The 17,167-nt window shown below is 61.0% G+C and carries 21 protein-coding genes; 14 read left to right on the plus strand and 7 right to left on the minus strand.

Annotated elements, in window-relative coordinates; translation table 11 throughout:
- Positions 1-17 precede the first annotated feature (17 nt).
- Genes AArcSl_RS12935 through AArcSl_RS12955 form a run of 5 tightly spaced genes read right to left on the minus strand, consistent with a single transcriptional unit; the run spans position 18 to position 5,244 of the window.
- Entirely contained in the window at positions 18-2,543 is a 2,526-nt protein-coding gene (locus AArcSl_RS12935) for a heavy metal translocating P-type ATPase (protein ID WP_119820025.1), read from the minus strand.
- A complete protein-coding gene (locus AArcSl_RS12940; protein ID WP_119820028.1) occupies positions 2,533-3,360 on the minus strand; it encodes a sulfite exporter TauE/SafE family protein in 828 nt (275 codons plus the stop codon). Before AArcSl_RS12940 ends, AArcSl_RS12935 begins: the two co-directional genes overlap by 11 nt.
- Positions 3,357-4,019, minus strand: coding sequence for a cytochrome c biogenesis protein CcdA (locus tag AArcSl_RS12945; protein ID WP_119820030.1), 663 nt, complete (start codon positions 4,017-4,019; stop codon positions 3,357-3,359). Before AArcSl_RS12945 ends, AArcSl_RS12940 begins: the two co-directional genes overlap by 4 nt.
- Positions 4,016-4,552, minus strand: a complete 537-nt coding sequence (locus tag AArcSl_RS12950; protein ID WP_119820033.1) for a TlpA family protein disulfide reductase — start codon at positions 4,550-4,552, stop codon at positions 4,016-4,018. Before AArcSl_RS12950 ends, AArcSl_RS12945 begins: the two co-directional genes overlap by 4 nt.
- Positions 4,549-5,244: an SCO family protein gene (locus AArcSl_RS12955; protein WP_119820036.1), complete on the minus strand. Its 696-nt coding sequence runs from the start codon at positions 5,242-5,244 to the stop codon at positions 4,549-4,551. Before AArcSl_RS12955 ends, AArcSl_RS12950 begins: the two co-directional genes overlap by 4 nt.
- Before the next feature lie 131 nt (positions 5,245-5,375).
- On the opposite strand from AArcSl_RS12955, the gene AArcSl_RS12960 reads away from it, so the two are divergent.
- The gene (locus tag AArcSl_RS12960; RefSeq protein ID WP_119820039.1) at positions 5,376-6,161 is read left to right on the plus strand and encodes an N-acyl homoserine lactonase family protein; all 786 of its coding nucleotides are present in this window, start codon (positions 5,376-5,378) and stop codon (positions 6,159-6,161) included.
- Positions 6,162-6,181: 20 nt separating this feature from the next.
- Here AArcSl_RS12960 and AArcSl_RS12965 read toward each other — a convergent pair whose 3' ends face one another.
- Complete coding sequence (locus AArcSl_RS12965; RefSeq protein WP_119820042.1) at positions 6,182-7,369, minus strand: HD domain-containing protein; 1,188 nt, start codon at positions 7,367-7,369, stop codon at positions 6,182-6,184.
- Between the two features lie 126 nt (positions 7,370-7,495).
- Here AArcSl_RS12965 and AArcSl_RS12970 point away from each other — a divergent pair, with 126 nt between their 5' ends.
- From AArcSl_RS12970 to AArcSl_RS13015, 9 genes are all read left to right on the plus strand, one after another.
- The gene (locus AArcSl_RS12970; RefSeq protein ID WP_245883252.1) at positions 7,496-8,377 is read left to right on the plus strand and encodes a biotin--[acetyl-CoA-carboxylase] ligase; all 882 of its coding nucleotides are present in this window, start codon (positions 7,496-7,498) and stop codon (positions 8,375-8,377) included.
- A gap of 124 nt (positions 8,378-8,501) precedes the next feature.
- On the plus strand, positions 8,502-9,143 hold the full coding sequence (locus AArcSl_RS12975; protein ID WP_217563455.1) for a hypothetical protein: 642 nt from the start codon (positions 8,502-8,504) through the stop codon (positions 9,141-9,143).
- A 101-nt stretch (positions 9,144-9,244) separates the two neighbouring features.
- Positions 9,245-9,733 (plus strand): type II toxin-antitoxin system death-on-curing family toxin, encoded by a 489-nt coding sequence (locus AArcSl_RS12980; RefSeq protein WP_119820045.1) that lies wholly within the window; start codon positions 9,245-9,247, stop codon positions 9,731-9,733.
- 25 nt (positions 9,734-9,758) lie between these two features.
- Positions 9,759-9,899, plus strand: coding sequence for a hypothetical protein (locus tag AArcSl_RS17130; RefSeq protein ID WP_193588468.1), 141 nt, complete (start codon positions 9,759-9,761; stop codon positions 9,897-9,899).
- A 357-nt stretch (positions 9,900-10,256) separates the two neighbouring features.
- Complete coding sequence (locus AArcSl_RS12985) at positions 10,257-10,550, plus strand: DUF433 domain-containing protein (protein ID WP_119820048.1); 294 nt, start codon at positions 10,257-10,259, stop codon at positions 10,548-10,550.
- Between the two features lies 1 nt (position 10,551).
- Positions 10,552-10,896, plus strand: coding sequence for a DUF5615 family PIN-like protein (locus AArcSl_RS12990; protein WP_119820051.1), 345 nt, complete (start codon positions 10,552-10,554; stop codon positions 10,894-10,896).
- A gap of 315 nt (positions 10,897-11,211) precedes the next feature.
- Positions 11,212-11,442, plus strand: coding sequence for a hypothetical protein (locus AArcSl_RS12995; RefSeq protein ID WP_119820054.1), 231 nt, complete (start codon positions 11,212-11,214; stop codon positions 11,440-11,442).
- A 161-nt stretch (positions 11,443-11,603) separates the two neighbouring features.
- The gene (locus tag AArcSl_RS13005; RefSeq protein WP_119820057.1) at positions 11,604-12,125 is read left to right on the plus strand and encodes a DUF7342 family protein; all 522 of its coding nucleotides are present in this window, start codon (positions 11,604-11,606) and stop codon (positions 12,123-12,125) included.
- Between the two features lie 536 nt (positions 12,126-12,661).
- Entirely contained in the window at positions 12,662-13,072 is a 411-nt protein-coding gene (locus tag AArcSl_RS13015; RefSeq protein WP_245883255.1) for a PIN domain-containing protein, read from the plus strand.
- 98 nt (positions 13,073-13,170) lie between these two features.
- Here AArcSl_RS13015 and AArcSl_RS17865 read toward each other — a convergent pair whose 3' ends face one another.
- Entirely contained in the window at positions 13,171-13,581 is a 411-nt protein-coding gene (locus AArcSl_RS17865) for a transcriptional regulator FilR1 domain-containing protein (RefSeq protein WP_449267267.1), read from the minus strand.
- 20 nt (positions 13,582-13,601) lie between these two features.
- Between AArcSl_RS17865 and AArcSl_RS13020 the strand changes: the two genes are divergently transcribed.
- From AArcSl_RS13020 to AArcSl_RS13035, 4 genes are all read left to right on the plus strand, one after another.
- A complete protein-coding gene (locus tag AArcSl_RS13020) occupies positions 13,602-14,633 on the plus strand; it encodes a class I adenylate-forming enzyme family protein (protein ID WP_161945962.1) in 1,032 nt (343 codons plus the stop codon).
- 3 nt (positions 14,634-14,636) lie between these two features.
- Positions 14,637-15,146 (plus strand): DUF4188 domain-containing protein, encoded by a 510-nt coding sequence (locus AArcSl_RS13025; RefSeq protein WP_119820067.1) that lies wholly within the window; start codon positions 14,637-14,639, stop codon positions 15,144-15,146.
- Positions 15,143-15,487 carry a DUF7344 domain-containing protein gene (locus AArcSl_RS13030; protein WP_119820070.1) on the plus strand — a complete coding sequence of 115 codons (345 nt, stop codon included), beginning with the start codon at positions 15,143-15,145 and terminating at the stop codon, positions 15,485-15,487. The genes AArcSl_RS13025 and AArcSl_RS13030 overlap by 4 nt, the downstream gene beginning before the upstream one ends.
- Positions 15,488-16,088: 601 nt before the next feature.
- Positions 16,089-16,919, plus strand: a complete 831-nt coding sequence (locus AArcSl_RS13035; protein ID WP_119813768.1) for an IS5 family transposase — start codon at positions 16,089-16,091, stop codon at positions 16,917-16,919.
- Positions 16,920-17,167: the final 248 nt, after the last annotated feature.

Genomic DNA, 17,167 nt, shown 5'->3' on the forward strand with positions numbered 1-17,167 from the left:
CGATCCGCTGTCGGACCTCAAAGGAGGTCCCGCGAGGAGTTGATCACGACGAGCAGACTGCTCGTCGCCATGGCAAGCGCGGCGAAAAGTGGGTTGAGCAGGCCGGATATCGCAAGCGGGATCGCGATCGCGTTGTAACAGAACGCCCACCCGACGTTTCCTTTCACCCGCCGGTCTGTCGCCTGCGCCAGATCGAAGACGGTTTCGACGCTCTCGAGGTCGTCCTCGAGCACCGCGACGTCGGCGGCGTCGGCTGCCATCGCGGTTCCACCGCCCATGGCGATTCCGAGATCCGCGCTTGCAAGCGCCGGCGCGTCGTTGGTGCCGTCGCCGACCATGACCGTCCGGCCTCGCTGACGCAGGCGCGATACCGTCTCGGCTTTGCCCTCCGGGGGGACGCCGGCGAAGACCCGATCGATCCCCGGATGTTCCGAGAGGGCCCCGGAGGCCGCGGAGTCGTCGCCGGAAAGCACTACGACCTCGACCCCCCGCTCTGCAAACCGGTCGATCGCGGCTTCCCACCCCGGTCTGTACTCGTCACCGACGGTCGCGACGCCCTCCGCAGCGCCGTCCCGTCCGACGAGCACCGGGACGCGACCGGCCTCGCGGGCCCGTTGTGCGGTCGACGTGAGCTCTTCGGGGACTGTCCACCCGCGGCGGTCGAACAGGTCGGGGTGACCGACCGCCACCTCGGCGCCGTCGACGACACCGGTGACGCCGTCGTCGTGCGATCGGTAGTCGTCGACGCCGGCCGACGCCGTTCCCATGGCCGTATCCGTATCCGTTTCCGATGCCGTGGCTCCGCCGTCGAAGGCGAGGTCGTCCGGGGAGCCAGCGTCGCTCCCGAAGGCGTCGACGATCGCCGCAGCGACCGGATGGCCGGACCGACGTTCCAGGGCGGCCGCCGCCACGAACGCCTCCGTCGGCCCCGTCGACTCGAGGACGCCCATCTCCCCGGTCGTGAGCGTCCCGGTCTTGTCGAAGACGACGGTTTCGGCGCCGTGGATCCGCTCGAAGACGGTTTCGTCGAACACGACGAGGCGGCGTTCGAGCGCCTCCCTGACCCCGGCCGCGGTCGCAAGCGGGGTCGCGAGTCCGAGCGCACACGGACACGACACGATGAGCACAGTCAGTCCGACCAGCAGTGCCGCGGTGACGCCTGCGCCCGTCACGAGGTAACCCATGAATACGACTGCCGCAAGGACCAAAACGACCGGAACGAACACCGTCGCGAGTTTGTCCGCCAGCTTCTGGATGCCCCGGTTGGAGCTCTGGAGGTCCCACACCATCGCCGAGAGGCGGTCGATGCCGCTTTCGCCGCCCGGCGCGACCTCGATCACCAGCGCGCCGTCGCGGACGACCGAGCCACCAACGACCGCGTCCCCGGGCTTGCGCGTCGCGGGGAGCGATTCGCCGGTGATCACCGCCTCGTCGACCGCGGCCGTTCCCTCCAGGGCGGTGCCGTCGACGGGAACGCGCTCGCCCGTCCGGACGAGGACGCGTTCGCCGCCGGCGAGTTCCTCGACTGGGACGGTTTCGCCGGGGTCCCTCGTCCCGTCCCCGGAGTCGGGAAGCAGACGGGCCTCGCGAACCCGCACCGTCGACAGTTCCGAGAGCAGTTCCGTCGCGCGGGCTTTCGCCGTCGACTCGTAGTGGCGTCCCACCGTTACAACGACGACGATCGCCACCGTGACGTCGTAGTAGACGTGGGTGCCGCCGGTCGCGACGATCAGATGGCTGTAGAGATACGCGCTCACCGCCGCGATCGAAACCAGCAGATCCATGTTCGGCGATCGGGTCCTGATCGCGACGTACGCCCCACGCAACAGGGGTTTGCCGGCGACGACGAGCACGATCGTCGTCAGTACCGCGATCACGACGAACAGGTACCGTCCCCCGGTTGCGGCCATCGATTCCGCGAGGAACTCGGCGGTCCGCTCGTCGTAAAACAGGCCGTCGAAGTACGTGGGGTAGATGAGAACGACGTACTGGAACATCACCATCATCCCGAACAGCACCCCCACAGCGAGCCGGATGAAGGCGGTGTTTTCCGCCTGTCGTCGCGCGAACTCGTCGTCGCGTGGGGTCGCCCGGTAGCCGAGCCCTGTCAGTCTGTCTGTGAGTTCTTCGTCACTGACGGCGTCGGGATCGTGATCGACCCGGACGGTGTCTGTGACGTAGCTCGCCCGGGCGTTTTCGACTCCGTCGGCCCCGCAGGCGACCGACTCGACGAACGACTCGCAGGTGACACAGTGCATCCCGTCGACCCGGAAGAAGCTCCGGTCGTAGCCGTCGGTGATCGATCCGTCGTCCGACCCGTCGGCTCCACGTTCGGAGTCGGGGACCCTCCCCTCCCGACGCTCGCGAACGTCTTCGGCGTCGACGCCGTCGACGTCGCCGAGCGCGTCGTACACGTCACGACAGCCGCGACAGCAGAACGGCTCCCCCCCGTCGTTGCTGACCGGCGGCGTCGCTGTCGGGAGCCCGCAGAGCGTACAGCCGTCGTCGGGGGTGGATGCTCGAGTTGCGGGATCAGTGGCCATGTCCTGGCGTCTCCAGCGGCTGATAGAACGGAATCTCCGGATGCGGGAGGTGGATTCCGTACAGCATCAGCCCGTGCTGGAGAGGAATGTACCCGAGCAGGATAAACGCCGCGCCCAGAACGCGGTGGAGTTGTCGCCGTCGCGCCGGGTCGACCGCCTCGATGAGCGTCCCGTAGAGGAACACCGCCGGGATCGTGCCGAGGCCGAGCGCAGCCAGCGCGAATCCGCCCGAGGTCGCCGACCCCGCAGCGAACGCGTACAGATACGCCGGGTAGAGGATCGGACACGGGAGCAGCCCGTGGAGCGCACCCAGCCCGACGATCCCCGGTCCGGACGCGAGACGGTCGAGACGGGTCGTGAGCGCGCTCACGAGGCGGTTGCCGCCGAATCCGAGGTGGAGGCCGGGTGCCGATCGCCCGGCGAGATAGTAGACGCCGATGGCGATGACGAACAGTCCGACGACGATCCCGACTGAACCACGGATCGCGTCGGTGATCCCGGTGAGTGTCCCGGTCGTGAGATAAAACAGCCCGCCGATCGCGCCGAAGACGGCTCCGATCGCGGTGTAGCTGGCTGCCCGTCCGAGATTGAAAAGGCCGTGCTGTCGAACCTCGAAGACCGTCAGCCGTTCGCCGGGTGCGGAGGTTCGCTCGTCCATCCGCCCGGCGTAGATGGTCACCAGCGGTCCGCACATCCCGATACAGTGTGCGCCGCCGAGCAAACCGATCAGGAAAAACAACACCAGCTCCCCGCCGAACGCGCCGGCCAATCCGTCGAATCCGTCGAACTGCAGAATCGTCGACGCCAAAGCGTTCATAAGCTACCCCCGTATGCGACGTACAGCTGTCCGAGTCCGGCCAGGACAAGCACCACGCCGGCGATGCGCTGGAGGAGCGCCGGCCGATCGCCGAGACGTTCGAATCCGACCCCGGATCCGACCGCGATCGCGATCGTCGCGCTCGTGAGCAACAGCCCGAGGCTACCGGCGTACGCCAGAAACACGGCGAGCGTCCCCGTCGTGGTGAACGAAAGCGACTGGACGACGACCCCGAAGAAGACGGGAGCGACACAGCCGGCGGCCGCCGCGGCGTAGAGGCCGCCGAACAGCGCGAACCCCGAAACGGACGCCCGACGACCGGGAAGCTGGATGTGCCACCCCGGAGTCACCCGGAGGAGCGTGGCGAGTCCGAATCCGATCAGCGCGATCCCGACGCCGACCTCGAGGAACGGCAGGGAGGTTCGGACCGCCTCGCCGGCGGCCGCCGCGAGCACGCCGAGCGCGAGGACGATCCCCACCGCGCCGGCTGCGGCCGCGAGACCGCGGACGGCAGCCCCCGACAGCGTCGGCCCGCGATCGCCGGTCGCCGAGACGTAAAACCCGACGTAGCCCGGGAGCAGCGCGTACGCACACGGCGAAAAGAACGTCGCAACACCCGCGACACCCGCCACGCCGAGTGCGCTGACGAGCCCTGTCATGGATCGATCCCGAACGCCTCCTCGACAAGCGACCGCAGTTCCGATTCCGACTTGTATCCCCGGTCCGTCTCCAGCACTCTTCCGTCCGCGTCGAGGAGGATCGTCGTCGGGGTGTCGGAGAGGTCGAGTTCGCGCGTCAGATCCAGGTCGGGATCGTATCCGACGGTCCAGTCGCCGCCGTGTTCTCGCCACCACGCACGAACGTCTTCCCGGGTGACCGTGTGGCCGATCGGCTCGTTCGTCACAGACACGAACCACACGTCGTCACCGAAATCCGCCTCCACCGCGGCGATGTCGGGCATCATCCGGGCACAGACGGTACACCACGTCGCGAAGAACTCGACGACAGTTGGCCGGTCGGCATCGGGAACGATCGCGGTCCCGGCATCGCTTCCGGGCGCGTCGATCGTCTCGATCTCGACGGGATCGATGCGGTCGTTCCTCTCGAACAGCCGCGACCGGAACGCGACCGCACCGCCGGCGCCGACGACCCCGAGGCTCGCGACGCCGGCGATCGCCTCCCGTCGCTTCACCGGTATCCCTCCCTCACGGTGTCGAGGTCGTCGATCACCTGTGCGGGCGACGGCGCTCCGGGGTTGTAGCCCCGCTCGACGAACCCGTCGCGGTTCGCGAGGATCGTGACCGAGGTGTGGACGAACTCCATCTCGTCGCTCACTTCGTCGGGTGTGTACGCGTCGGTTTTCTCGAATCCGACCCCGAACGTCTCCGCGACGACCTCCCGGGCGCGCTCTTCGGACTCCGGCCGGAGGAACTGCCAGTTCTCCGCCGTCGGATCCGCGCCGACGTACTCGGAGTACTCCCGAAGTACCTCGGGGGTGTCGTAGACCGGGTCGAACGTGATCGGCAACAGCGCGATCTCTCCCTCGAAACCCTCCTCTGTCGCATGGGCCTGTACTTGCGCCAGGTTGCCGGTGAGTGCGGGACAGACCATCGAACACCGGGTAAACACGAACGTCACGAGCGTCTCCCGCTCGCCCTCGAACGCCGTGGTGGTCACCTCGCGGTCGTGCAGGGGAGACGGCAGCGTCACCTCCGGGAGTCGCTGGCCGTGTGCGGGAAACGAAAGCGCCTCGCTTTCGGCGTCCCGATCCTCGGGCGAGCCCAGGACGGTGTCGTCGTCGCCGAGACAGCCGGCCAGCGCTCCCCCGAAGCCGATGGCTCCCACCGTCGCGAGATAGGTACGACGGCTCGTCGGTAGATCCATTATCGTCCCTCAGGAGTGGAGCGTAAAAACGGGAGTGGTGCGACCGTCGAATCAATGGACTCTCGTCGACGCGGATAACGGCGGTTCGGATCCGCCACAGGAACTACGATGATGGCCCTCCAACGTCTCGTATGGAGTTTCACTTGCTCGACAGGGGACGCATCCACGCCGACCTGAACTTCGCGCTCGACGCCGAGGTGGCCGCCGTTTACAGCGACCAGTCGCCGGCGCTTCAGTACGGGGAGTTCGCCGTCTGGAACCTCCTGATCGACCACCCGGACGCGACGGTGCTTTGGGACACCGGGTCACATCCCGAGGCAGCCGACGGACACTGGCCGGCGCCACTGTACGAGGCGTTCGCCCACGTCGACGCCGCCGAACGCGACCTCGAGACCGCGCTCGGGGAGGTCGGATACGACATCGGAGACGTCGACGTCGTCGTCCAGTCGCACCTTCACCTCGATCACGCCGGGGGGCTGTATCACTTCGAGGGAACTGACGTGCCGGTGTACGTCCACCGGCGGGAACTCGAACACGCCTACCTCAGCGCGAAAACGGCCGGGGGTGGCGACGCGTACCTCGCGGCCGACTTCGACCGGGACCTGAACTGGCAGCTCGTCTCCGACGAGCGCCAACTGCTTCCGGGGATCGACCTCCTGCACCTTCCGGGACACACCCCCGGACTGCTGGGAGCGGAGATCGACCGAGAAGAGAAACGGTTGCTGATCGCCGGAGACGAGGCGTTCCTCGCGGAGAACTACGAGGAGGGTCGCTCGATGGGATCGAGTCTGGTGTACGACTCCCGCGCGTGGGAACGGAGCCGTCGGAAGCTCAAAGAGCGCGAGCGACGGACCGACGCGACGGTGCTGTACGGACACGACCCCGAGCAGTTCGAGCGCCTGCACGGACAACTGTAGCGGATCTCCGCGTACGTCGCTCAGGGACGTCCCGGCCGCAGTTCCAGCACTTGTTCGGCTGCGTCGGCAACCGATTCTCGGTGGGGTGCGGGACAGTAGACGCCGAGCCGCCAGTTCGCCCGCTGTGCGCCTCGCAGCCCGGAAACGAGTTCGCTGGCGTCCTCGAGACGTTGTGGCGTTCCGTCGACGACGACGGTGGCGTTGGACTCCTTCAGCGTCGGTCGGGGCGGAATGTCGACGATCACCTCCTCGGGGTCGACACCTGCCTCGTCGGCGATTTCCCGTGCTGCGGCGCGTTCCCCCGCCCGATCCACTTCGGACGTTCCGGCGGGAACCCGGGAGCGCTCGGCCCAGACGGCACGCTTGAAGAGGTCGCGTCGTTCGAGCCTGCGGGCGAGGTCGGGGGCGGCCTCGCGGAGTCGGACCAGGAGATCGTGATCCGCCATCCGGCGGAACGTTTCGACGTCGACGTCGGCCGCGGGCTCGTCATCGGCGTGCAGCAGACGTTCGCTCGCCCGTTCCAGCATCGCGCCGGCGATCCGGGAGACGTGGTGTCGGTAGACGATCGCGTTCATCAACCCCCGGGCAAGCAGGAGGCTCTCCGCGGTCGGAACGTTGCCTTCAGCGAGGACGAGTCGGCCGTCCCGGAGCGTGAGTTCCCGGACGAGTCTCCCGTGGTCGATCGTCCCGTACGGCACCCCGGTGTGGTGGGCGTCCCGGACCAGGTAGTCCATCCGGTCGGCGTCGAGTTCGCCGGAGATCAGATCGCCGAGCGGGCCGTCTCCACGGACGAGAGCGGCGATCCGTTCGGGTTCGAGATCGTGTCCTTCCAGCACCTGGCTCACCTCCCTGTCTGCGTCGGTGACGAGCCATTCGATGTCGTCGTGGTCCGTCCCGGTGTGGCGTCTGATCAGGTCCTCCGTCTGGTGGCCATATGGTCCGTGGCCGACGTCGTGCAACAGCGCCGCAGCGCGGGCGTGTCGGGACCGATCCTCGTCGACTTCGAGGGTGTCGAGCGCCCGGGAGGTGAGGCGATACACGCCCAGGGAGTGTTCGAACCGCGTGTGGTTGGCGGACGGATACACCAGTCTGACCGTGGAAAGCTGCTTGATGTGACGGAGTCGCTGAAAGACGGGCGTGTCGATCAACTCCGCCGCAACCGGATCCAGGGGGATGTAGTCGTGGACGCTGTCCTTGACCGGGTTCATCGTCCGTCAATGCGCGGGCGATCGGTTTGGCCTTTCTGATCGCCGGCGACGCGGCGAACAGCTGCCGTGTGGTTCGGTGTGGCGATCCCGTACAGGTTTATCACCGCTCGGCACACAACGAGCAGCGTGGACGAAGAGACAGCCGACGACGGGGTGGCGGCGTTCGCAGCGACACTCCAGGGATCGACCGATGCGCCGTACGCCATCGAGGCCCACGAGTCGGTCCCGTCGACGAACGAGCGTGCCCGGGAGCTTGCAGCACTGGGGCGTACCGACGTCGCCGTGATCGCCGACGAACAGACCCGCGGCCGCGGCAGACGCGACAGGGGATGGACGGGGCCACCCGGCGGGATCTACGCGTCGATACTGCTCTCGCCGGATCGGCCTCCTGCGGACGCGCCGCTTTTCACGCTTGCGGGGGCCGTGGCTGCGGTTCGCGCCTGTGAAGACGTCGGCGTCGACGCCGGTATCAAGTGGCCGAACGACGTGATCGTCGAGGCGGACGACGACCACAACGAAAACGGTACCGGCGACAGGGAAACGTCTGGTCGTGGTGGCCGGAAACTCGCCGGCGTCCTCACAGAAACTGAAACCGAAGGCGACCGGCTCTCGTGGCTCGTCGTCGGTGTGGGGATAAACGCAAACGTCGATCCCGGGGTGCTTCCGCCGGGAGCGACCAGCCTGCGAGGGACGTTGGGTGAAGACGTCGACCGTCAGGTGGCGATCAGGGAGTTGCTGGATCGGTTCCACGAACTCGCGAGCGATCCCGACGCCGTGCTCCCGGCGTGGCGCGAGCGGGCGATCACGCTGGGGCGACGCGTCCGCGTCGAAACGGAAGACGGCACGATCGAGGGCACAGCCGTCGATGTCACTCGACCGGGAGCGCTCGTTATCGAGACGCCGACGGGCCGCAGAACGGTACACACTGGGGAGTGTTCGCACCTTCGTCGTGTCGCCTCCGGAACGGACGCAAGCGAAACAGACCCGACAGAAACGGACAGTTACTGAGAAGCAAGGCGAAAGCCTCGCGGTTCACCGCGGGGATGAAGCCGACATGACATTCCATAATATACCTGACTCCGCCGGCCTGTAATCCGAATATTTATTTTCTTTCTATATATTATTATGTTGTATGAGTAATCGGCTACAGCGAATAAATACCTACACTGTCGAACCCATAACCGAGCGGTATCGGCAGTGTCTGTTCGACTGGCTGGCCGCCCACGCGCCACTGTGGAACCAGTTCATCTACCGACGCCGGCAACAGTACTTCGCTGAGAACGGCGACGTGTGGGATGCCGAATACACCGACCTCTACGACGAGTACGCGCCGGTCCTCGGGAAAGCGACGTGCCAGCAACTCGCGCGCAAAAACAGCGAGGCCTGGCGGAGTCACTTCTCGTTGCTCGAGACGTACCACGACGCGTCCGACACCAGAGTCACAGAAAAGCCAGCGCCACCGGGATACTGGGGCACCCGGGAGGACGGCTACCAGTTGCACGGGCTCGTCCGCAACGACCTGTACACCTTCGACTGGGAGGAGACCACGAGCACACTCGCATTTGGCGTCGGGACGGTGCTCGAAGATCGATACGACTTCGAGCACAACGAACGGCTCACCCTGGAAGTCCGGGGGAACCCTAACTATACTGTGCATTCGGTCAAGGGTTTAAATGTACCCCCACGGAGTCGGTCGTATCCAAACCGTGATGCAGAATCATGGGCGTTGCAGGCTCCAGTTCGACTATCGAACGAATCGACCTTTCAGGCGTGAGGCGGCCGAAATCGAGAATCTGAAAACGGACGATCACGACCTCGTTCATCCGTCTGGTCCACAGCAAAACCTACACTCTTCCGGCATCGACGTAGGACTGAATGGCTGACTCGCTGTGGTATCCATCCGTTGAGGATGTTATTGTCATCCACGACGACATCGTTTCGGAGTACTCTAGTACACCATCAGGTGTCCAGAACCGAGGTGACATTGAATTCGCGCTGACCTACATCGAAGAGGGAAGTTTCGGTTCAGCACCGGAGACGATTCACGAGAAGTCGTATCACCTCCTCCGGCTTCTCGTCGCCAATCACCCCTTCGTCGATGCGAACAAGCGTACCGCACTCAACACGACGGTCGTCTTCTATTTCCTCAACGGCTATCGGTTCGAGTACGATGGCGAAATCAGGATGATATTGAAACAGTTCGGGACCGACGAGGCGGCTGTCGATGAAGATGAAGTCATCGAGTATCTTCGATCTAACACCGAAGAGATAGATCTGGCCGGTGAAATCGAAGAGTGGCGAGACGATCTGATCCAGTACGGCATAGAGCAGTTGACCGAGAATTCATCGGACCCGAACGATTAACCTGGTCCAAAGCATCTATTCAGGTATGGCTACCGAGGAAGGAACCGAAACGAACTCTCCACTTGACGAGGTGATGGAAGACATCCGTCGGGAGCTGGTTAGACGGGTCGCGGCTGAAGACCGGAATGTGAATCGGGAGATCTACGACGCCCTCGAAGACGAGTAGCTCGCTAGCGTTGCAATCGGCCATTGATTTTCTCTGTTGCCACCAGTTTGGCTGCACGCGAACTCCCGTGGACACCACTCGCCCGGTTGCCCACCGAACGAAAGCAAACGCATTGCAACAGAAGAAAATTAAACGTCGTATTCAGGTGCTGTATTCCGTGATATCAAAGGGGTATCCGACTATGGGCGCTGCAGGCTCTCGTTCGACTATCGAACGAATCGTCCTTTCAGGCGTGAGACTGCCGTATTCAGCAGCGTGAGACCAACAATTTTGCGACCGTGTTTGAGTCTTCAGCCTCGTTGATTGGCGAGGCGGTGCGGGCGAACGCTTTTGAGACACCACGCGGTACTAAAACGTATGGCTGAACGGGAAACTCGCCGTATCGCCCACGATCTCATGGGCGAACCCCACATCGCTGGACATCGTGTCAGCGTCCGCCAAGTGTACGCGCTTGTCGAAGAGCGTGATATCGATCCCGAAGCCGTTGCGGATCGATACGACTTGGACGTAGCAGATGTCTACCACGCACTCGCATACTACCACGACCACCCACGCGAGATGAGCGACATCGAAGCTGAACGAGAGGATGCGATGGAAACGTTCCGGGAGTCAATTGAGCGTCCCGAGGGCGTCGGACCGGATACCGTCTGACATGGCGGCGTGGCAGTTCCTTCTCGACGAAAATATCGACCCGAAAGTAGCGACGTACCTCGAAAAAGAGGAATTGGTAGCTGAGCACGTTCGAGACACGCTCGGACAAGGGGCGGATGACAAAGACGATGTCCTCCCTTATGCTCGTGAGAATGGCCGTATCATCGTCACGAGTGATGTGAAAGATTTCGGCACTCTCCCGAGTGACACTCACACTGGCATTATTCTGCTCTACGACGATACGATGCCCGCCTACCGTGTCGCCTCCGCTCTGATACGGCTAGTCGATACCTATCCAAGCCGAGACGAATTTCCGGGCCGTGAAGAACTTGACGCGTGGGCCTGACTCGGATTACGCGGACGCCACAGCAATCGGCCATTGATTTTCTCTCTTGTCACTAGATTAGCTGTACGCGAACTCCCGCGGACACCACTCGCCTCATACCTCATCGAACGAAAGCAAACACATTCCAACAGAAGAAAGCTAAATGACAGAAACAGGGTCTGTAACCGATGATTTCGGCAGGAAAACCAACTATGGGCGCTGCAGGCTCCGGTTCGACTATCGAACGAATCGTCCTTTCGGGCGTGACGCGGCCGAATTCGGGGGATCTGAGAGACACCGAAAGACACAGTAATCTGTGTATCCATAGGATTCTATATGCTCAGTATTACAGTCAACGTGGACGACGACCTCAAAGAGCGCATGGAAAAGCACCCGGAAATCAACTGGAGCGAGGTCACGCGACAGGCCATCCAAGAGAAGGTCGAGACACTCGAAGTGATGGACGAACTCACCAGCGAGAGCGAACTCACCGAGAGCGACGTGCAAGAAATCGCTGACAAAATCAACGAGAGCGGGCGCAAGCGCGTTGACGAGGAATCAGCGTAGAGACGACGAATGAAGCTGGTCATCGACGCCAACGTCGTCATCTCCGCACTCATCGTCGATTCGAAAACGCGGAAGTTCGTTCGGAAGTAGCAAGTGAATATCGTGGATTAATTATTCTATTCTCAAGTAGTTTTATTGAGCCTCAGTACATACCGTGAGGCATGTCGGACTCAAGCCCTGGAGTCGCGGCGTGGAAAGAAGAAACGAGTGCATTTGATCGAGTTCAATCCGTTGCCAGTACGGTCGCAAGGCCACGTCCAGCGTCGTACATTGCGGAGCAAGCACACGTTGCCGAGAACACAGCACGGGACCATCTTGAGCGTCTCGTCGATCTGAACATCCTCTTGAAGAGTGACGAAAAGGGAACCACACACTACTCTCCCGATCCGTTGCACACGCGGATACAGACACTCCGTGACTTGCTAGATCAACACGACCGAAACGGTCTCATACAGTTGAAAGCTGATCTGCAAGAGCAGATCGAGGAGTGGCGCGACGAGTATGGTGTTGACTCGCCGGCTGCCCTTCGTGACCGTGCCGCTGAGACGGACACAGCTGCAGACACGCGCGACATCAAACAGACCGCACGTGACTGGGAACTCGTCGAGTATCGGCTCTCCATCGTCGAGGATGCTATCGAGAACTACACGACATACACGCAGGACTTCCGGGCGTCCGCATAACGATGGGTGATCACGACGGGGGATATGATCCAACGGAAGCCTCTCATCAAGCGCTCCGCGGTATCCAGCGTGAACTAAGCCGTCACCCAATCGTCACGCAGGTACGAGGGTTTCCAAGCGGTGAGTTCACGCAGGTTGTCGCAGAACTGGACCCAAAGCGATGGGACGTAGATCGGAGTGATGCTACGCTTACTGTTCGCTGGTTTGCGGGTGAAACTCCTGATTCCCGTCCCGAGTTTTCGTTCCATTACAGTGACGAGGCCCGTGATTTCGGCTGGCATCACGAGCCCAACCCCCATGTCGATGGCTGGGGGCATTTTCAGGAGTGGAACGTTGCTGAGAACGACTATTCCTACGAGCCATATACGTTTCCAACGGATAACCCGTCCCGACTTGTCTGGGAGATTATGTCTCTCCTGTCTTCCAAACTCAGTGCCGCACAAAGATAGTGGGCCTTCAGTCGTGATCTGCTAGATATCCGCTACAGTCCGTTTATCGGTTGTATCTAATTCATCTATTCAGGTGGATTTTCGGTGTTGATCTCGGGACAATTCGTCGTCATCTCTGCACTCATCGCTGATTCGAAAACGCGGGAGCTCATCGTCACGCTTGAACCCGACCTGCTGACACCTGCCTTCGTTTACGACGAAATTGAGAACTATGAAGAACTAATCGTACAGAAGTCGGGGATGAAACCGGATCGAGTCGCACAGTTCATCGACCTTCTGTTCCAGTACATCGATGTCGTCTCTGCCAGCGAGTTCTATCCGGCTATCGAGAGAGCAGATGAAGCAATCGGGGAGACCGACTCCGACGATGTACTCTATCTTGCGTGTGCGATAGCCTGTGATGCGGCCATCTGGAGCGACGATTCCGACTTCGAGGAGCAGAATTTGGTAGAGACGTACTCGACGGCTGATGTCATCAGCTCGTTCGAAAGGCGCTAACACGATATACGGTGGATATCCTCTCTCGATACCAGTTCGGCGGTTTGCAAATCCCTATGACACTCACTCGTCTGGTCATCCATCGAGTGAAAACAAAATTATATGCGTTGTGCCTGTTCGAGATATCGATCTACCGCCTTGTTTGCCCACGTCAACATCGCGGGATTTGCACTTTCTACTATACCCTGTGACTCGCCTCCCCCGTCACACAGCCAGAGGTGGACTGTCTCGTCGAGAACGAGGAGGACGAACGAAATTGGTTCCTCGTAGCGTCGGACCGTAGACGAACTATCGGCAATTTCGCGCCACCGCTCTTTCAATTCGTGGTCGTCCCCGATATTGTCGAGATACGTGCCACCCAGAACACAGTCCGCAGTGAAACGACGTGTTACAACACCATTATGAATGGCTTCGACATACCGTGGCGGGGCAGTCCGTGCGACACACCGGAATCGGGAGCTCTTCTGGAGCTGTTCGATGCCGTAATCAAAGGGCGCAGTCGGTACCATCTCCGTCGGAGTGGCGAACTTTGCGTCCGCGAGATGTTCTCTACACGAACCGCCGATTAGTCGAGACGCTCCTTCATGTCAAAGCCGAGTTCCGGCAGGACGACGAACGGGCGCTTTTGATCGCGCCACAGCCTCACGCTGCCGGCGGTATCGGCGGCGGAACGACTCCCGTGTTCTTCGGCGGGACGGTAATTACCCTTCCTGACTTCCACCCCGTTCGCACGCTGGAGCGGATCGAGCAGGAATCGATCACTTATCTGCTGGCCGTGCCGGCGATGTTGCAGGCGATGATGAGCGCCGATCCATCCCGGTTCGATACCGACTCACTGGAGGTGCTCGTCTCGTTTGGATCGCCACTGTCCGCAGATCTCGCTCACCGCGTCGCAGAGGCGTTTGATCCGGACTATTTCGGGAACCATATGGGTGCGACAGAGATTGCCTGGTACCTGACCCGGGACGTCACCGCCGATCTCGATGCCGCTACCTCGCCGGGGACCGCTGCAATCAACGTCGAAACCCGCGTTGTCAAACTAGACGAGAACGGGGAAGCAGGCGGTCCAGACGACCGCTGTGAGTCGGGTGAGACAGGGGAACTCATCGCAAACACGCCGTACGGCATGGATCGGTACTTCAATCGGGCGGAGGCAACCAACGAGGCATTTCGGGACGGCTGGTATTACACGGGGGACCTCGGCCATCTCGACGAGGACGGACGCTTCCGGCCCGAGGGGCGGAAGACCAACATGATCATCTCCGGCGGCATCAACGTCTCCGACGTCAACGTCGAACGTATCCTCGGGGAGCATCCCGCGGTCGTAGACGTTGCGGTAGTTGGTGTTCCCGACGAGAAGTGGGGAGAACGGGTTGTTGCATCCGTCACGAGGGAATCGGACTCGTCGCTGACTGAAGCGGAGCTATTGGAGTGGTGTCGTGAGCGGGACGACCTCGCCGACTTCCAGCGTCCCAAAGCAGTCGAGTTCGTGGACGAACTCCCGCGGTCGGCGACGGGAAAGGTTCAGAAATTCAAGATCGAGAAGAGGATCACGTCATAATCCATGACCGAGATCACCGAGGAGCGGGTTGCTGCCGAACTGGAGGGAGATTTCGTCGTCTTCCGCATCGGAATGCGAGTGCACAGGCTCTGGAAAGTCCACAAGTGGTTCCCCATCTTTCGCGGAATGGCGAAGATGCTCGACGAACTGGAATCCGACCCGGATAGCGGGTTGTTGGCATATGATACGAACCTTGGGATTCGTAATCACGAGTTCGTCCAGTACTGGGAATCGTTCGAGAAACTCCGTGAGTACGCGCTCGATCCGGAGGCCCGTCACGCTCCGGCAATGAAGTGGACGAACCGGATTATAGAAGAGAGCGACGCGGTCGGGATCTGGCACGAGACCTATCTAGTGCGCGGGGATGAGTACGAGACTATCTACCACAACATGCCAGCCACGGGACTGGGAAAGGCTGGAACACTCCATCCTGCGACGGGACTCCGTAAGACTGCTACCGGACGACTCGGAGAGACTGGCGATACAGACGGTGTAGCGAGCGAACACCAATGACGTTCGACACGATGCTTGAGCTATGTGGGGATGAACACCGTCCCATCATCCTCGCGGCACTTGCAGCAGAAGAGCGTCCGTTGACGGTGAATGACCTCAGAGGAATGATTCTCACCTACAATCATCACACGCCGGCTACCGAGGCTTCTGAAGAGATGCTAACGGAAATTCGGGTCTCGCTACACCACAACCACATTCCAAAGTTAGAATCGGCAGGCGTCATCGAATACGATTCGGAACGGCAACTCGTGGAACCGACGGAACAGTTCGACCAGTTACAGCCTCATCTCTCTGCGATCCTCGGCATCGCTCCGGACCTCGACGAATCAATTGAGCTGTGAGTTTGCACAGGGGCTCGTTATCGATACGCCTTACCGTCCACTGGAGTGTGAACCAATCAGTAACGGGTAGCGAACGCGTCAGTCTCCGGGTCTGACCAGAATCTTTCGCCGATTTCGAGCGCGCAAGTACACAAAATCGATCACCGCGAGGAGCAGGTGAACTTCCTCGGGGTCAAGCCCCGTGGTATTCTCCTTCTGGCTGATAAACATCGGTGTCGCAGCAACTGCCTATCTTCGAGAACTCAATCAAGAGCGGAAGTCGGCCAGCGAGTCATGAATTCAGTATCGGCGTCCGAAATCACTCAGTCATTATCGAGATAATAATTATTCAGAGTAGGACCTTTTACGATCGAGACGACGAACTCGATGTACAAACGACAAATCTATCCACGTAATAGCGTTGCTGAGGCGTTCGGGATCGAGCATGGACACTCGGATTTCGAACGCCTCATTCTCTAACTTAACGCGACCTTGATTTCTGGCCAAACGCTTATATCAGAAGGCGATACCAGAACCGTCAGTAGGGCTCCATTGAATCGCCAGACATCGCCGTAGTAAGTCGTAAAATCGAAGAAGTTGAGGCGAGTGAGTAGCAGTTTGGATGAACCTTACCACCCGCCTCACCGAGGAATTAGTCTCGCTCGCCAAAAGTTATTCCGACGATGCTGAGGAAGCTGCCGCCCCGGAAGGTGGCGGCAGCTTCGCTGAATGGGCGATGATTTCGCTTCACGGCTTGCGAATTTTCCTTGAGAAGTCCTACGTGATGACAATCGACCTGTTAGAGACAATGACGCAAATTCTGGAGATTATTGGCCTTGAACCGGACGATCTCCCGGCTCCATCCACGTTGAATAAGTGGCTCGATAGGATTGAGATGGCAGTCTGGCGAGTGCTGCTGCGCCACTCGGCGCAGCTGCACAATCCCTCTCCCGACGCTGCCGTTGACGCTACCTACTACGAACGCTCTCCGGCCAGCAAACACTACTGCGACCGCACGAACTACCGCGTTCAGACCATCGAGGCGACGAAACTCGTCGATACAGAGACGCAAGCGATCCTTGACGTACACTGCACCACGACCAGAGAAGGGAGTGACGCCGATGTCTGTGCGCAACTCGCCCGGCGCTACCCGGGCGAGTTACGCACGCTTGCCGCCGATAAGGGCTATGACAGCCAAGAGTTACGCGAGCAACTCCGTGAACTCGGCATCAGACCACTCGTCAAACATCGTGTGTTCGCGCCCTACGATCACGCACACAACGCCCGAATTAACGACGATCTCTACAATCAGCGCTCGATGACCGAAACCGCCAACTCCTCGGTCAAGCGCTCGTACGGCTCGGCCGTCCGAGCGCGTGAATGGTACCGCGAGTTCCGCGAGATTGCCCTGATGTGTCTCGTCTACAACATCAAACGCTACGTCAAACCATGAATTCTAACGCCTTATAGCGATTCAATGGAGCCGTCAGTAGGGTTTATCATGCTCGCTACCACCAAAATACGACGGTATCAATGTGCTCTCTGTGACGGTAAGTACCCGTCGAAGAGCGCCCTCCGCGACCATCTGAAAGAGTTACATACGGGATCAGAATCCTCGCTCTGGAACTCCATACTCACCTTCCAAGACCGGTTTGTCTGTGGAAACTGTGGCAAGGAGTCGTCCCGAAAAGGAGTGAAACG

It is taken from the genome of Halalkaliarchaeum desulfuricum, assembly GCF_002952775.1.
Classification (GTDB): Archaea; Halobacteriota; Halobacteria; order Halobacteriales; family Haloferacaceae; genus Halalkaliarchaeum; species Halalkaliarchaeum desulfuricum.